At 32.3% G+C, this 17203-nt stretch carries 12 protein-coding genes and 1 CRISPR repeat array (1 of these 13 only partly in view); of the genes, 2 read left to right on the top strand and 10 right to left on the bottom strand.

Translation table 11 applies throughout. The features are described 5' to 3' along the window. Positions 1-41: 41 nt before the first annotated feature. Entirely contained in the window at positions 42-611 is a 570-nt protein-coding gene (locus tag QO190_RS04755; protein ID WP_371461801.1) for a CopD family protein, read from the bottom strand. An 83-nt stretch (positions 612-694) separates the two neighbouring features. Beyond that, complete coding sequence (locus QO190_RS04750; RefSeq protein WP_104793547.1) at positions 695-1522, bottom strand: S-adenosyl-l-methionine hydroxide adenosyltransferase family protein; 828 nt, start codon at positions 1520-1522, stop codon at positions 695-697. Between the two features lie 76 nt (positions 1523-1598). Here QO190_RS04750 and QO190_RS04745 point away from each other — a divergent pair, with 76 nt between their 5' ends. Next, on the top strand, positions 1599-2558 hold the full coding sequence (locus tag QO190_RS04745) for a PhoH family protein (RefSeq protein ID WP_371461802.1): 960 nt from the start codon (positions 1599-1601) through the stop codon (positions 2556-2558). Between the two features lie 51 nt (positions 2559-2609). Here the strand turns inward: QO190_RS04745 and ffh are convergent, their stop codons facing one another. The 8 genes from ffh to QO190_RS04705 all read right to left on the bottom strand — a co-directional run bounded on the left by ffh (position 2610) and on the right by QO190_RS04705 (position 12458). Next, entirely contained in the window at positions 2610-3977 is a 1368-nt protein-coding gene (gene ffh, locus QO190_RS04740) for a signal recognition particle protein (protein WP_104793550.1), read from the bottom strand. Positions 3978-4161: 184 nt separating this feature from the next. Beyond that, the gene (locus QO190_RS04735; RefSeq protein ID WP_371461803.1) at positions 4162-4647 is read right to left on the bottom strand and encodes a DUF4920 domain-containing protein; all 486 of its coding nucleotides are present in this window, start codon (positions 4645-4647) and stop codon (positions 4162-4164) included. Positions 4648-4671: 24 nt separating this feature from the next. Then, positions 4672-5805: a cytochrome-c peroxidase gene (locus QO190_RS04730; protein ID WP_371461804.1), complete on the bottom strand. Its 1134-nt coding sequence runs from the start codon at positions 5803-5805 to the stop codon at positions 4672-4674. Positions 5806-5815: 10 nt separating this feature from the next. Continuing rightward, positions 5816-7375 (bottom strand): DUF6850 family outer membrane beta-barrel protein, encoded by a 1560-nt coding sequence (locus QO190_RS04725; RefSeq protein WP_371461805.1) that lies wholly within the window; start codon positions 7373-7375, stop codon positions 5816-5818. Next, positions 7372-8715, bottom strand: coding sequence for a DUF4876 domain-containing protein (locus QO190_RS04720; RefSeq protein ID WP_371461806.1), 1344 nt, complete (start codon positions 8713-8715; stop codon positions 7372-7374). Before QO190_RS04720 ends, QO190_RS04725 begins: the two co-directional genes overlap by 4 nt. Before the next feature lie 12 nt (positions 8716-8727). Then, complete coding sequence (locus QO190_RS04715; RefSeq protein ID WP_371461807.1) at positions 8728-11445, bottom strand: TonB-dependent receptor domain-containing protein; 2718 nt, start codon at positions 11443-11445, stop codon at positions 8728-8730. A 229-nt stretch (positions 11446-11674) separates the two neighbouring features. Then, positions 11675-11869: a cold-shock protein gene (locus QO190_RS04710; protein ID WP_069797280.1), complete on the bottom strand. Its 195-nt coding sequence runs from the start codon at positions 11867-11869 to the stop codon at positions 11675-11677. Positions 11870-12029: 160 nt separating this feature from the next. After that, complete coding sequence (locus tag QO190_RS04705) at positions 12030-12458, bottom strand: cold-shock protein (protein WP_069797279.1); 429 nt, start codon at positions 12456-12458, stop codon at positions 12030-12032. Positions 12459-13254: 796 nt separating this feature from the next. On the opposite strand from QO190_RS04705, the gene cas9 reads away from it, so the two are divergent. Further along, positions 13255-16611 (top strand): type II CRISPR RNA-guided endonuclease Cas9, encoded by a 3357-nt coding sequence (cas9, locus tag QO190_RS04700; RefSeq protein WP_371461808.1) that lies wholly within the window; start codon positions 13255-13257, stop codon positions 16609-16611. 83 nt (positions 16612-16694) lie between these two features. Then, positions 16695-17203: direct repeats of the CRISPR family, unit length 36 nt; unit sequence GTTGTGGTTTGATTAAAGATTAGAATTAACGATATT (it continues 675 nt past the right edge of the window).

Genomic DNA, 17203 nt, shown 5'->3' with positions numbered 1-17203 from the left:
CGTTAATTTTTTAATTCACTTTTCACAGCGTAGCGAATTTACTATTCACTTTTTTTCTTATTCACCAATTTTACCGTCATCATAATCACAAACACAATAACGATAAATCCTATAAATAATTGCCACCAATATTGCAAGGCTGTAGATTTTAATATAGCCACAAAAACCACTAAAAATAAAATGAAAGTAGCGATTTCGTTGCTTTGTCTAAGTTTAAGATTAGCGGTAGATAAATCTTGATGATTAAGATGTTTAATTTCTAAAACTTTTTTCCAACACCAATAATGGTAAACAAAAAGTCCAATTAAAAATAAAATTTTATAATAAAACCATGATAAGGAAGGTTTTACCATTAACAAAGGGAAATTAGGATAATAATAGAACACCATCCAAACCCCAAAAATCGTCATCAAAACAAAAGCAGGAACCGTGATAATATTCCATAATCTTCTTGCCATAAATACATATTGCTCACGTAAAATTTCCTTTTTAGGACTTTCGAAAGCATCAGTGTCTTTGTAATACACAAAAATTCTTACGAGATAAAAAATTCCCGCAAAATAACTCACCATAAAGATGATATGCAGCGCTTTTATGATTAAATAAGTCATGGTAATTTACGATTTACGATTTATGATTTATAATTTTTCTAACATCTAACATCTAACATCTAACATCCAATATCTAACATCCATCATTCAAACTGTATATACACCTTATCACCCACTTTTAAACCAAAAAGCGAATTGGCGCCATTGTTTTTTGTACCTTTATAAATGGTGATTTCTAATAAATCTTGACCATTAAAAAGAGCAGAAGCTTTGCCATGATATTCGTTTTCTTTTTCCCAATCTGTCACGATGTCTGTGTATTTACGGTTGATGTTTTTTAGTAAAATATTTCGAATGTTAATTTCAAAATTATTGAAATTCACCATTGTTTTATCAAAAATTAATTTGCTGATATTGGTTACGCAATTCCCGAAATTATCAATGTACATCACCTCGCCAATCAGCATTTTCTCAGGTTCATTAAAATAAGGTTTTGCAAAAGTAGTACACTTGTAATGCTTAATTTTTCTGCCGATAAGTTCTGGCAAACCACCTTTGGTCAAATGTGCTGCGACGGGAACGAAAATATCTACACTCGCAAATTTCACTTCGTCGTCAAAACGATTATTGATGGTAATTTCATAAATGGCTTCTGGTTTTTGGTCAAAAAAAGTGAGGCTCATCAATCCATTGTCAGCAGTAATAAAATAATGCCCATCCATTTTTACCAGAAGATTTTTGCGGTCTTTGTGAAAAAAACTGTCTACGGAAACAATGTGCACACTCTCTTTAGGGAAATGTGCATAAGCATTTCTAAGAATATAAGCGGTTTGTATCAAATTATACGCTCCAATTTCATGGGTAATATCAATAATTCTAGCATCGGGATTAAGCTGGAGAATGCTGCCTTTAATGGCTGAAACTCTGTGGTCTAGATTTCCATAATCTGATGTAAGGGTAATTATTGGCATTTTTAATAGTAAAAATTTGAAAAAACAAAGATATTGCTTATTTTTGGTAAGATAAAATTTTTAAAATATAAACAATTTGTACGAAATCACTTACGAACTCACAGGAATAGACACTAAAACGTTTTATGGTGTTAACAATCAATATTTTAATTTATTGAAATCTTCTTTTCCTACGCTGAAAATCACTGGGAGAGACAATTTTATTTTTGCAATGGGAAATCAAGAAACTCTAGATGTGCTCAAGCAAAAATTAGATGATATTGTGAGTTATATTTCCACCAATAATTCTATTGGACTTAAAGATTTAGAAAACATTCTCAAAATAAAAAGTGAGGAGGAGAAACAATTGGTTTTTGACCAAGATATCATTGTAAAAGGGGTAAATGGTAAAGTCATCAAAGCGAAAACCACCAACCTTAAAAAATTGGTCAAAGAAAGTGAAAAGAAAGACATGGTTTTTGCCATCGGTCCTGCAGGAACAGGGAAAACTTATACCAGTGTAGCATTGGCAGTGAGAGCATTGAGAGATAAAGAAGTCAAAAGAATTATTTTAACCAGACCTGCAGTAGAAGCAGGAGAGAGTTTAGGATTTTTACCTGGCGACTTGAAAGAAAAACTCGATCCTTATTTACAACCGTTGTATGATGCGTTGAGAGATATGATTCCTCACGAAAAATTAGAAGGTTTTATCGAGCGCAAAGTGATAGAAGTGGCTCCATTAGCTTTTATGAGAGGGAGAACTTTAGATGAAGCTTTTGTCATTCTAGATGAAGCGCAGAATACCACACATTCTCAAATGAAAATGTTTCTGACGAGAATGGGAATGAATGCTAAATTCATTATCACTGGAGATCCAAGTCAGGTAGATTTGCCACCAAAACAACATTCTGGGCTAAAAGAAGCGATGAGAATTCTAAAAGGAGTTCATGAAATAGGTTTTGTACATCTTACCGAAGAAGATGTGGTAAGGCACCCAGTGGTAAAGAAAATTATCTTGGCTTACAACGCCGAAGAAAAAAGACAAAGAGAAGAATAAACTAAAAAATCCTGAGAATTTCTCAGGATTTTTTATTTATATATTTTAAAACTATTTTCCGAAAAGGTTGCCGCCCATTCCTGGCATACTTGGCATTCCTTTGCTCATCATCTGCATGAGTTGTTTTCCTTGAGGGCCTTGCATCATCTTCATCATTTTGCCCATCTGTTCGAATTGTTTCATCAGTGCATTTACATCTTCTAATTTTCTACCAGCACCTTTAGCAATTCTTTTTTTACGGTTCATATCAATCACAGAAGGTCTTCTCCTTTCTTCTGGAGTCATAGAATAAATAATGGCTTCTATGTGTTTGAAAGCGTCATCATTAATGTCTACATCTTTTATCGCTTTTCCTACACCTGGTAACATTCCCATTAAGTCTTTCATGTTACCCATTTTTTTGATTTGGTTAATCTGCGTTAAGAAATCATCAAAACCAAATTCATTTTTAGCGATTTTTTTATGAAGTTTTTTAGCTTCTTCTTCGTCAAATTGTTCTTGAGCTCTTTCTACTAGGGAAACTACGTCTCCCATTCCTAGAATTCTGTCTGCCATTCTTTCTGGGTAGAACAGGTCTAGAGCTTCCATTTTTTCGCCAGTAGAAATAAACTTAATTGGCTTATGAACTACCGAACGAACAGTAAGCGCGGCACCACCTCTGGTATCGCCATCTAATTTGGTTAAAACTACACCGTTATAATCCAAGACATGGTTAAAGGCAAGAGCTGTATTTACGGCATCTTGTCCCGTCATGGCATCTACTACGAAAAGGGTTTCGGTAGGTTTTACGGCTTGGTGAACGTTTCTGATTTCGTTCATCATGGCTTCGTCTATGGCAAGACGACCTGCAGTATCTATAATCACTACATCATGCTTATTGTCTTTAGCAAACTGAATAGCGTTTTGAGAAATTTCTACAGGATTTTTATTTTCGATTTCTTTGTAAATGGTTACGCCTACTTGGTCTGCAAGAACCGTTAACTGGTCTATTGCAGCAGGTCTGTAAACGTCACAAGCAACCAATAAAGGGTTTTTGCTTCTTTTTTGTTTTAAATAGTTGGCTAATTTTCCAGAAAAAGTAGTTTTACCAGAACCTTGTAACCCAGCAATTAAAATAATGGTAGGCTTGTCAGAAAGATTGATGCCTTCCTGAGTAGTACCCATCAATTCTACCAATTCATCATGTACAATCTTGGTCATCAATTGCCCTGGAGTAATAGACGTAAGCACGTTTTGTCCCAGTGCTTTGTCTTGAACTCTTTTGGTAAGGTCTTTGGCTACTTTGTAATTAACATCGGCATCTACTAGAGCACGGCGAATTTCTTTTACCGTCTCTGCTACGTTAATTTCTGTAATTTTTCCGCGGCCTTGAATGTTTTGTAAGGCTTTATCTAGCTTGTCCTGAAGACTATTAAACATAGTGAATGATTTTTTAAGATGTGCAAAAATAAGGAATTTTGTTGACTTTTTTAATTCAATTTTTAAGTCTTATTGGTAGATATAAAACTTAAAATATTTTTTTCTTCAAAAGTGTAATTTCTGCAAATATCTAAATAAAAAAGAAGCACAGTAAGTGCTTCTTTATTTGGAGTAAAAAATGTGATTAGTTTAATATTTTTATTCCTTTGGCTAAGACCCTAATTTCTGTTTTAGGTTCTGTTATTTTTTCAATTTCTTCTTTGGTTTTTTTCGCGTCTTCCGCATAATGTTTTAATTCTTCTACAGAGGTAATTTTTTTATTAGCATCTGCTTGTAACAATACTGTTTTTCCTAATGCAGACATAGGCAGGAAAAAAGCATAATCCTTCATTTTAACAAAAATAGTAGTGTTTTGGGAGTTTTCTAAAGTGATCCAACATCCCTTTTTTTCGCAGACGCCAGTTATTTTAGCTTGAATCACAATGTCTTTTAGCTCTTTTTCTTTCTCGAGTTCATTGATTAATTTATCAGTAGAATATACATTGAAAGTAACTTGTTCTGAAACTCCAGCTCCATATTCTGTACCAGGCAACGCTTCTGGTATTTCGTTTTTTTGAGCGAACAAAAAATTGGCAATAGCTAATGCAAAAAATAAAATGGTTTTTTTCATGATATTATGTTGTTGATTATTTTGTTATTTTGGTAATTCTGGCATTCTCATTTTATATTGAAAACTATGTAAAGTTTTGAGGAAATTTTCTAAATCTGTGAGTTCTTGTTCATTAAGATTTAATTTGACAAGCATTTCAGATTTTTTAGGAAAAAGAAGACTTTGTGGATTTTTTTTCTCGGTAGGCATTCCTGCATTATACATGTTAAGCACTCCTCTGATATGTGGAAATAACCCGTTATGCATATAAGGTGCAGTTTGTGAAATTTCTCTTAAGGTAGGGGTTTTGAATTTTCCTACATCTTCATTTTTTTTAGAAATATTATATAAGCCTAAGTCTTCATATTCTCTTGCAAAATACGTTAAGCCTACATTGTGAAATTTTTGATCCGAAAAATAGGGTGTATTATGACAATTGATGCAATTGGCTTTGGTTCTAAATAAATGAAGACCATTGATTTCTGAATCGGTGAGTTCGTCTTTTTTGCCATCTACAAATTTGTCAAATTTAGATTTTGGACTTATCAAAGTTCTTTCGAAAGTGGCAATCGCTTTATTAATTCTGTCTTCATTGACCTTTGCATCTCCAAATGCTTTTTCAAAAAAAGATTGATAACCTTTAATTTTTGCAATTCTTTTTACAGCATGTTTATAATGAAGATTCATTTCTACAGGATTCTCTATTGGTCCCTTTACTTGGTCTTCTATAGAGGCGGCTCTACCATCCCAAAATAATGACTTAGCAAAAGCTATGTTAAGAATTGTAGGAGCGTTTCTATTGCCTTGTTTCCTATCATGACCGAAGGAAACTCTGTTTCCGTCCGTCCACGCAATTTCTGGATTGTGACAATTGGCACAAGAAATTTGCCCAGATTTAGAGAGTCTAGGGTCAAAAAATAACAATTTACCAAGTTCTTCTTTTTCTTTAGAATATGGATTGTCTTTTGGGAAATCTGGTTTTGGCAATGCACCAATATCTTTAAAGTTTTCCTTGGCTTCATCAAATAGATGTGGTTTTGGCCAAAGTTCTTGATGGCCGCTTCCGTATAATTCTCTGAGTTCTTGTGCAGTATATCCCTTTTGTACCTTATCGGGAAGAGTATATGATAATGCGAATAAAGAGATAATTAGAAGTGTAATAATGCCTGAATTTTTCATTTTTAATTGATTAATAAAACAGTGAAATCCCTGAGGAAAGCACAAAATTAGATTTTTGGTTATAATTAATTATAGTATCTTGATAATGATTACTCAAAGCAATAACACTATTCAATTGTGTAAATATTTTAATATGGTTTTTTTTATTGATTTTTTTGTAAAAATATACTCCTATTTCAGGACCTATTTTGGATGTATCATCATAAGCTTGGTCATTTTTAATTACACCCTCATAAATTACATTGGTAGAAGAAACTTTGGTATATGAAAGTGAGCTATTAATAGGAAAATAAGCATTTATACCAGTTTCTAGATTGAGTTTGGTATCTGGAGAATAATATAAATCTTTACTTGCTTTAATGTTTAAAGATAGATTTTTAACTTTCTTTTCAGTGACTCCTAATAAGTCTGTAGCAGAAAAATCTTGCAAAGTAATCTGGGTAGTTAATCCCAATTTTACTTTCTTTCCCTCAGTTTTCTGATAAATACTCCTGAAACTAGCTTCATCTAAAGTCATTCTGTAATTTTGTCCCTGCTCAATTGCATTATAATTGTCTCCTGTAATGCTATTGAGCGCAATTTCTGAGTAGAATAAGTGCTCATTTTTTTGATGGAGATAAGAAAAATCTGCGTGATGAGTAATTAATCTATATTTATAAGCCACTAGATTTTCATCAAAAAAAACTTGACCATTTGCATCTTTGGCAAAAAGATTTTCCATAGATTTTTGGTAATGATAATTAGCAAAAAAAGCAGAATTATTATTCTGAAAGCGATAACCGCCTCCAAAGGCTTTAGTATCTGTTTTGTATAAAAATTTGGAAAAAGAATTAAAATAAATTTGTCTTCCATAACCATTAGAAAATCTCACAAAATATTCATCATTAGCTGGGGCATTAATATATTCGTTTACTGCCATTACTTGATGATTATCTTTTTGAGTTCCTGCACCTCCAAAAGCGGAAATTTGATGGTTTTTATAAGTGTAACCTGCTAAAATTTTCCCTGAATACTCTGCAGTATTGATTTCTGGTCTAGGATCAGATTTTCTGAACGCGCTTTGGTTTCCATAGGTTGTAATAATCCCAAAATCAAAGTTTTTAATTTGATAAATAGCGCCACCTTTTAATGCATAATTTTGTTTTTCCCAATTGCTGGCTTTTTTCGTAAAAAGATAGTTGGGATTTAATACATAAAAATTATCAGTTCTCTGATTAGAGAGTACATATCCTATATTTTTTTCTGTAGAGAATTGATAGTTGAAATCACCGAGAAGCTTCAATTGTGGATTGATTTGGAAAATACCATTTGAACTAAACATCATTGTATTAACTTCTTCGGCAGTTTGAACTCTTTTTAAGTGATTTTCTTGACGAGTGTAAGTAAGGCTGGTCTGAGTAAAATCCTGCAGTTTCAGCGCAGAAAACGAAGTGGGGTTTTCCCAAATTTTATGCAGTAAAAATTCATTATACTGATGATTTGGAATAAAAATACTATCAACCAGCTGAGCCGAAACCCAACTGAATGATAGTGAAAAGAATAACATTAAATAAACTTTTATTTTCATCATTGTGCGAAACCTTTAGGATTTGCTTTAGCAAGTTTTACAAAATCTTGTGAAGAATTATTGGTGTCTTCTAAAATTTTTCTGCCATTAAAAGTAGATTTTACTTTTCTAATTACAGACTGAGAATTAAAAGAAGCATCACAATTTATGCTAGTAGCATCTATGCTTGCTGGTAACATTTTTGGTCTTTGTGAGCTAGGGTTAAAGTGCTGTAAGTCTACACCGTCTATAATTACACTATTAGGAATTTGTTTGAAGAATTTAGTAGTATTGGTCACTGCGGAAATGCTAGGGTCTGCATAATCAGGATAATTGGCAAACTCATTGGTTCTAAAAATAATAAAACTATCTCGGCCAAGGTTATCCATTAAAAAATCTCTATTACCGCTGTAGTAGCCAGCTCTTCCCCAATAAGCAATTTCTAAGTCTTGTACTGCAGGATTCTGTATATCATACAAATAAACAGTTTCTCCATAAGATTTTCTAAAGTCTCCCAAATATGCTTCAAAGTCTGATTTACTTAAATCTATGGTTAAATCAGGATTTTGAATGTTAATAGGTTCTCCGTCATTATTCAATAAAGGAGATTTGTGGTTTAGTGCAGACTGTGCAATAACAATGCTTTCTCCTGGAAGGATAGGATATTGGGTGCCGTTTCCAGGAATTCTGAATACGTAATCTGCATATACATAATCTGTATTGGCTTTATCTGGATTGGTCATGCCCATAGATTTACTCCAGTCAAATTGTCCATTAGATTGTGTATAAGAGGCAACAGTAATATTAGATTTTCCATATAATTGCCCAATATATAGGCCGTCTGCATACACGGTTTCATTAGAATTATTATAAATTTCTATAAATTGGTCTCGGAATGATGCACCTTGCGTGGTATGAGATCCTGAGTAATAAATTTGTTTAATGACTAAATCTCCTACTCTAGATGTTTTTAATTCTATACTGGTATTATTGGTAGTGTTGTTTACCATAATATTTTCTGCAGCTCCATTAAAAATAATTTCTGAAGAAGGAGGTGTATAACCAAAAGTAGCTGTGAACTCTTCTGCATTCATTTTTTTATTTACGGCAATTTTATAAGTGCCAGGTAGGATGGAAGCGAAATTAGCCACGCCATTTTCGTTAGAATTTTGGGTATAGATGTCTCCAGTATTGGTATTGGTTAGCGTAACGCCAGCGTTTTTACTTATTGCAGAGTTAAATGATGTATCATATTTAACATTTACACTAAAACTGACTGTTTTTTGAGCGTTTTTACCGAAATCATCATCTCTACAAGAGAAAAGCAATATTAAAATTGCAACAAAACTTAATAATTTATTCATAGCATTTATTTGTTAAAATTCATATTCTATTTTAGCACCAAAGGAAAGGGTAAGTAAATCTGTTTTAATATTTTTTATATAGCTACCGTTTACCAAGGTTGTTTCGGTTTGTTTTAAATCCAAAAAGTTATTGGCATAAAAAGAAAACTTAAATCCATTAAGAAAATCTTTAGAAATTTTCAGATTTAGATTGTGATAGACTTTGTCTAAATCATAAGTAGTTTCGCTTGCATTCCCGTTTCTAATATGAGGCAGATAAGTGTTATCCTTGATCTGTGCTTCTGTGAGTAATTTTTCATTTAAATCCTTATCAATGTAGGCATAGAGTTGATTAATCTCTTGCATGGTTTTATCTTCGATGAAGAAATGCTGTGTTCTAAGAGAAATTACTAAGCCTGCTTTTGGTAAATGATAATTGAAAATAAAACCTATGTTCAGATTTTTAAAATAAACTTCATAAGGTTTGTAAACTCCATATACTTCGTTAGCCAGTCCATTACTACTTCTATATAATCGGTCTGTTTTATTGTTATTAGTTGTTTCTACATAACTTCCGTTGATGTCTATGCTTAAATTTTTGATGGGCAATTTTCTGAAGTTTGCCAAAAGTTCTATTCCTTTATCTCTAGATTCTAATGCATTTACAATACTATTTTGGGTATAGTAATAATCTTTATATCCTAGAATAGTGTAAGTAGGAGTTTTTGTGCCATTATAGATGATGTCTAGTTCTGCAATTCCTCTTTTTACTGCAAAACTTTGGTTGGTGAAACCATCATAAAGTTGGTTATTGTAGAAAGTAATTCCAATATTTCCATTCTTCAATCGGTAATCAAAACCTATTTCAGAGCGCATACTTTTAGAAGGTTTTAAGCCTTCATTGTTTTGAGAATCTATAAATGTTTGTACGATGCCCAAGTTATAATATCCGGGTAATCTAATGTCTGCTAGTGCCGCATCATAATATCTAGGACCTGTATAAATTTGGTTAATGGATGGCGCTTTAGAAGCAATGCCAAAGCCAGCTCTGATTTTAAATTTATTCTGAAACGTAAAATAAGTATTAATTCTAGGTTGTAAAACAGAACTGCCGAATTGATTGTCATATCGCAAGCCACCATTGAAATTGAAAATGTTTTTCCCGAAAACTTTGAAAATATTGTCTTCTGCAAACAGAGAATATTGATATTCTGCTCTTACATTCTCTCCGAAATTATAAGGTCTTACTGCTTGTCCTCCTTCACCTGCTCCAAATCCAAAGAAATTCAAGATGTTTTCTGGAGCCCCTAATCTTCCTCTTCCTTTATTATCACTGCTCCTGAAAGAAGTTCCCAATACTAAGAAATGATTCCAATTGTTGTTGGTTTTAAATTTTTTCTTGAGTTCTGCAGAGAGAAATGTAGAAATTGGTTTTCCTTCTACTTCCTTTATCTGTCTATAACTTACAGGAGTATATGTTCCTGTATAAACTCCTTCTGTGAGGCTTGTTCCTACTACTTCTCCTCCTACATTTACGATTTTAGATTCGTAAGAGTTTTGGTAAGAAGAACTGTAATTTAAATTAATGGCAAGGTTATCAAAAAAAGCCTCTTTAAATCTCCAATTAAAGCGATTAGAAACTCTAAAATCTCTTTTTTTATTGTTAGTGATTCTCATGTCAGTATCTTCTTCCTCAAAGTTGGCATTGTCTAAATTGCTTCCTAAGTCTAATGAAATTGAATTACTGATGTTTTTATTTTTATTGTACCAAGTCCACATAAGATTCCCAGAAATTCTTTCATAGACATTGAATTGAGTTCTGGGTTCTGAGTTAGACTTCAGATAATTGAGGTTTACATTCATATAACCTAATTGCTCTCCTAAAGAAAAACCTTTATTAATATTATATTCCTGTGTTCCCTCTCTTACAGTGGTATAGAAACGGTAAGGTGTTTTTCCACTTTTTGGGGTTACATTAATAAGCCCCGAAGTAAGGTCGCCAAATTTGGCCGAGGGAATCCCTTGTATAACTTCTACACTTTCTATATTTTCTACAGGAATTTGCCTAAGGTCTGCACCATAATTGGCATTGGTAAAATAGCCATTAAATCCGTTTCCTATCCCGAAACCTGAGCCATAAGAGTTAGGGGAGAATACCCCGCCTATATTTCCTCCATAATTCTGCATGTTTTCGTTATTAGAAATAGGGATTCCATCTACCATTACTGCAGTTCCAAATGATTTATTCCCAAAACCATCATTTCCTATAAAAGTAGGTGTTACCGAACGAAATACGATAGGTTTAAATTCGTTTAGGTTTAGATTTTGTAATTTTTGTCCAGGGATTTGTTCTAAAACTTCGTTTAAGGAAAAAGCCTGAATATTTTTGAGAGCTTCTTCTTTAATCTCTATTTCGGAATAGTGTTTTTTACGAGCGGTAAGGGTTACTTCGCGTATTCTAATAGTTGCTCTTTGTAATTCTATAACAATATTAGTTTTGGAAGTAAACTGAATTTTTTTTTCTAAATATCCCGTTTTAGTAATAATGAGCTCGTCTCTGGCATTCGTTTGAAGACTAAATTCGCCTTTTTGATTAGTGTAAGTTGAAATTCCTGAGTTTTCGATAGAAACTTTAGCACCAGCAATAGGCAAATCACTGTCTATATCTTTTACTAAACCAGATATGTTTTGAGCTTCTAATGTAATAAAATGTACAATAACAAACAGAATAAGTAATAGTTTTCTTTTCAAAGCAAATTAATTTTTGACAAAGTTATTTAAAATTATTCTAAATAAAAATAAGAAAAATAATTTTTTTTAAAAATTTAATTTAGAATCAGAAAATAAGAAGTTGTATAAAGTTATTTTGAATGATAGAAATTTTTCACAGATGATTTGATTATCAAAATTCTGGTAATGAACATAAAAAAAGCGACTTCCTAAGAAGTCGCTTTAGTGTATATAGAATACCAAAAAGAGATTACGCCAATTTTACTTGAATAGCGTTTAATCCTTTTTGTCCTTGTGTTACTTGATACACAACTTTGTCATTTTCTTTAATTGTTCTAGTGCTTAAACCAGAAGAATGTACAAAAATGTCATCTCCTCCGTTGTTGGGAGTAATAAATCCGAAACCTTTTGTTTCGTTGTAAAATTTTACGGTGCCTTCTTGCATAGTAATGGGTTTTAAATAGACATTTTTACAATGCCTTGGTTAATGGATTAAGAAGCAGTAAACCTAAGTTTCTTGTTTCTTAATGGGTAATAGCGCTTTTGCGCAATGTATGGAGTAAAGAGAAATAGTTTTGAAATAGTATTCCAAAGATGATTTCTCGCTATTTGACCAATTCAATGTTGATTGCCGAAAATCCTTTAGCAGATCTTTCTTTCTCGAAAGATACTTTGTGCCCTTTTTTCAGGATTTCTCTTGCATTATTTTGGTGGAAAAATACATTTTCTTTTGAGCGGTCTTCGGTGATAAAACCGTAACCTTTTTCGCTTAAGAAAGTGATGATTCCAGACTTTCTAGTTTCTTCTTCAGGAATAGGAGCAGCTCCTAATTGAATATCGTCTAGAGAAACTTCTTGTCTTTTTTCTGGCGGAGTAGTTGTAATTCTTCCGAACTCATCTACATAGGAAAACATATCTTCTAGTTCTTTTCCTTTGTTGTTGTTCGCTTTACGCTCTTCACGGCGCTGTGCTTTTTCTTTTTGTTTTTGAATTTTTTTCTTAAAGTTTTCTTTTTTTGAGAAAGAATCTGCCATAAATAATGTTCTGTTTGTTTTTTAATGAATGATGAAACCAATGAATCTTGGTGTATTGCGTGCTATAAGAAATCTGCTGTGTTAATAAACAGAGCGCTTATATCATAAGGATCAGGGGAACTTCGTCCAGGTTATTTTGCCTTGTTTTGCTTTCAGGGTTATGTGCATCTGTGAGGTGTTATTCTAAAAAGGGACGCTGAAAAAGCAAAAACTGAAAAAGAAATAAAAAAATATTCTAAACTGTAACAGATAGCAAAGGCAGTAACCTATTTTATAAATTATTCTACAAAGGTACACTAAATAAATGACGTGACCTAATGATGAGTTTTTGGGGGAGGATTTCACCGTGATTAGAGTTGGGGTTGAATCAAGTGGCAGTCAAAGTTCAGTTTTGTTCGGAAAAAGTACCGTTTTTGCGAAGCTGATTCGGACTTGATTCGAACAAGACTCGAAGAAAAGTGGAAAAAGAAGAGTAAATGAGTGCTTTTTTTTGGAGATAATAAGAGTGGGTGATGTCTAGTTGAACAGCAACTGAGGTGCAATTATGCTGCCTTTATCCTACCATTATCTAGGAGGATTGTAGTAAGGATGTGACAAATAAAAAAGTCCCACCGAAGCAGGACTATAGATTTTACATCTACGGCATATAGCCTTATTGTGATAAGATTAAAGATTAGAAATTTTAATCATACTACAAATATAAATAAAAATTTTTTGTAAAAGATTATGGTCTTCCGTATTGTGCAAAATTTTCTTTTTGCTAATTTTATAAATTCATAAAATAAAACTAATACTTATGGCAAAAATTCTAGGATTAGACTTGGGAACGAACTCTATTGGGTGGGCCTTAATTGAAGACAATCAAAACAAAATTTTAGGATTAGGAACTAGAATATTTCCTATGGGAGTAGAGAATTTAGGAGATGGGGAAGGTGAAATATCTAAAAACGCCAGTAGAACTGGAGCAAGGGGAGTAAGAAGACAGTTTTTCAGAAGAAGATTAAGAAAACAAATTCTTTTAAAAGCACTTTCAGAAAATAAAATGTGTCCTCTTGAAGCCTTTGATTTTCAGGAATGGAAGAGAAATAAGAGGTTTCCAGTTGGAAAATTAGCAACATGGTTTGCCTTAAATCCTTATGAGTTACGTCAGAAAGCATTAATAGAAAAGTTGTCTTTAGAAGAAATAGGAAGAATTTTTTATCATTTAATTCAGAGAAGAGGATTTTTAAGTAACAGTAGAAAAGGCGGAAGTGATGATGGTACCATTTTTAAAGGAAATCCCAAAGAAGGAAAAATTGGAATTACTGAAACGCAAAAAAACATTGAAGATAAAACTTTAGGCACTTATTTATTTGAAATCTATCCAAAAGAAAATCAACCTTTTCAGGATGGTTTGGAACGAATCCGAAATCGATACACCACCCGAAAAATGTATGTAGATGAGTTTGAATTGATATGGAACAAACAAGCCCAATTTCATACTGAACTTACGAATGAATTAAAAACTTTATTTGGTGGAAGAAAATTAGATGGTTACAAAGAAGATGGAATTTTATTTCATCAGAGACCTTTACGTTCGCAAAAACATTTAGTGGGGAATTGTTCTTTTGAACCTCGCAAAACAAAATGCCCTATTAGCGCTATCCCATTTGAACAATTTAGAGTTTGGCAATGGGTTAATACGGTGGAATTCAACGGAAAGAAAATTTCTCAAGAAGAAAAAGAAAAAATTGTAGAGTTTCTATTTGCCAATGAAAAACCTGAATTCAAGAAAATTAGAAAAGTTATTGGTAAAGAAAGTACTGAATATAAGTTCAATTATAAAGATGACGATAAAATTATAGGAACTCATACCATTTCTAACTTATCAAACAAAAAGTACTTTGGTACAAAATGGTTTGAGTTTACCGAAAAAGAACAAGAAGATATTTGGCATGTATTATATTTTTTTGATAGTAAATCTAATCTTAAAGAATACGCTATTAAAAAGTGGAATTTCACAGAAGAACAGGCTGAATCTATCTCAAAATTTAATGTGAAAGATGGTTATGCAAGTCTGAGTAGAAAAGCGATTTCTAATATTCTGCCATTTTTAAAACTAGGTTTCACCTATGATGTAGCTGTTGTCTTGGGCGGAATTAAAAACGTTTTCGGTTCAGATTGGGAAAAGCTATCTGATGAGAAAAGAAACTTCTTTTATGATAATGTTTATGAAATCGTTCGTTCTAAAAATAAAGGTGGATTTATTGAAATCATCAAAGATATTCTGAGAAATGATTACAATATTTCAGATAATCAACTAAGAAAATTATATCATCATTCTGCCACAATTGATGCCACAGAATTATTGGAAAAGTTACCTGTAGGTAAAGATGCAGATAAAGACATTCAAGCAATAAGAAATCCAATAGTTATTACGGCTTTGTTTGAAATGAGAAAGTTAGTGAACGAATTGATTGACGAACATGGTAAGATTGATGAAATCAAAGTAGAAATGGCTCGTGATTTAAAAATATCAAAATCACAACGTAACAAAATTCGTAAAGAACAAAAACGATTAGAAAGAGAAAACGATAGAATAAAAGCAAGATTGTTAGAAGAAAGACAGAGAGTTACCCATGACAATATTTTACTTTATAAACTCTGGGAAGAATGTAAACAAACATGTCCATATACAGGGAAACCTATTTCTGTAACTCAATTATTTTCTGGCGAAGTTCAAATTGAACATATTCATCCTTGGAGTCGTTCTCTGAATGATAGTTTTTCTAATAAAACATTGTGCTATGCAGATGAAAACCGTAAAAAAGGGAACAAAACACCTTTTGAATTTTATGGTAGTGATGAGGCGAATTGGTCTGCAATAAAAGAAAGAGCCTTAAAACTATTCTCTGATACTAAAGAATATCCTAATGCGTATCAAAAATTTAAAAGATTTGTTCAGCAAAAATTTGATGATGATTTTTCAACAAGACAACTCAATGATACAAGATATATCAGTAAGGAAGCTAAAAACTATCTCTCTAAAATTTGTAATAAAGTAACTGTTTCACCAGGACAAGCTACTTCTAACTTGAGACATAAATGGGGATTAAATCAGATTTTAAATGATGACAATGAGAAGACGAGAGAAGACCACCGTCATCATGCTATTGATGCATTAGTAATGGCTTGTACCAAAGTTTCTTATGTTCAGGAATTATCAAAATGGAACCGCTATAATAGAGGGTATGATGTAAAAGATTTTCCTATGCCTTGGCTTACCTTCTGGAAAGATGCAGAAAAAGCGGTAAATCAAATTTTAGTTTCTCATAAAAAAGTTTCTAATGATATTACCGTTAGAACTCACACCACTGAGAAAAATAGTAAAAAACATACCAATTTAGGTGTTGCTGCTCGTGGACAATTGCATAAAGAAACCGTTTATGGGAAGAGAACATTTAACGGAGAAGAAGCATTTCATGTAAGAAAGCCTATCGAAAGTTTAGAAACAGCCAAACAAATTGCTAAAGTAGTAGATGAATCTATAAGATTTTTAATTTTAAAAAGAATAAATGAATTAGGAGGTTTTGTAAAAGATAAAGTGCCTGCAAATACTTTTTTTATTGTAGATGAAAATGGAGTAAAACAACCTCAAATCTTTTTACCTAATCAGAATGGCGCACCTGTTCCTATATTAAAAGTAAGAGTAAAAGAGAATATCGGTGGAGCCGAAAAATTGAAAACTAATGTAAATCAGTGGGTAAATCCTAGAAATAACCATCATGTATTAATTTACAAAGATGAAAAAGGAAATCTAAAAGAAGAAGTGGTAACATTTTGGACGGTTGTAGAGCGTAAAAGAACCGGACAGTCTGTATATCAATTACCTCTTGATGGAAAAGAAATGGTCACTACTTTACATATCAATGATATGTTTTTATTAGGTTTAAACGAAGATGAAATCAATTGGGAAAACCCAGATTATGAGGTTTTAAAAGAGCATTTGTATAGAGTGCAGAAAACATCTCAAAATGACTATTCTTTTAGGCATGCGCTTACATCATCTGTTAATAATAAAAACGAAGAAAAACGAATGGGTGTGAAGGGAATAATTAATAATAATGCTATAAAAATTAAACTTTCGGTTTCAGGAAAAATAACTAAAATTTAATTAATTTAGTAAAAAGTTCTTTGACATTAACGGATAATCATAAGCAACCAAACCACAACGGAGTTTCGGCGATAGCTCACTCCGTTGTGGTTTGATTAAAGATTAGAATTAACGATATTTTAGGTAGTTTAGATATTTCTTTATAGCATGTTGTGGTTTGATTAAAGATTAGAATTAACGATATTTATGCATTTTGGTATTTATCTTATTGTTACGTTGTGGTTTGATTAAAGATTAGAATTAACGATATTTCACAAACACGTGGATTGCGTTTCTGCATAGTTGTGGTTTGATTAAAGATTAGAATTAACGATATTATTCTATTTTGGTATTCTCGGTTTGTTTCTGTTGTGGTTTGATTAAAGATTAGAATTAACGATATTTAGTCACAGTCACAGGATCTACTCCGGTGAGTTGTGGTTTGATTAAAGATTAGAATTAACGATATTGATAGCTTTATGTATATGGGTTTATTTCTCGTTGTGGTTTGATTAAAGATTAGAATTAACGATATTCAAGGAACTTTGGGGAAAAAACGGTTACAGTTGTGGTTTGATTAAAGATTAGAAACCGAGGAACGAGGTTCGACGAA

This window comes from Cloacibacterium sp. Arc13 (assembly GCF_041431305.1).
Taxonomy (GTDB): domain Bacteria; phylum Bacteroidota; class Bacteroidia; order Flavobacteriales; family Weeksellaceae; genus Cloacibacterium; species Cloacibacterium caeni_B.
The sequence above is the reverse complement of the archived record's forward strand: the minus strand, read 5'-3'. Positions and strand labels throughout refer to the sequence as shown.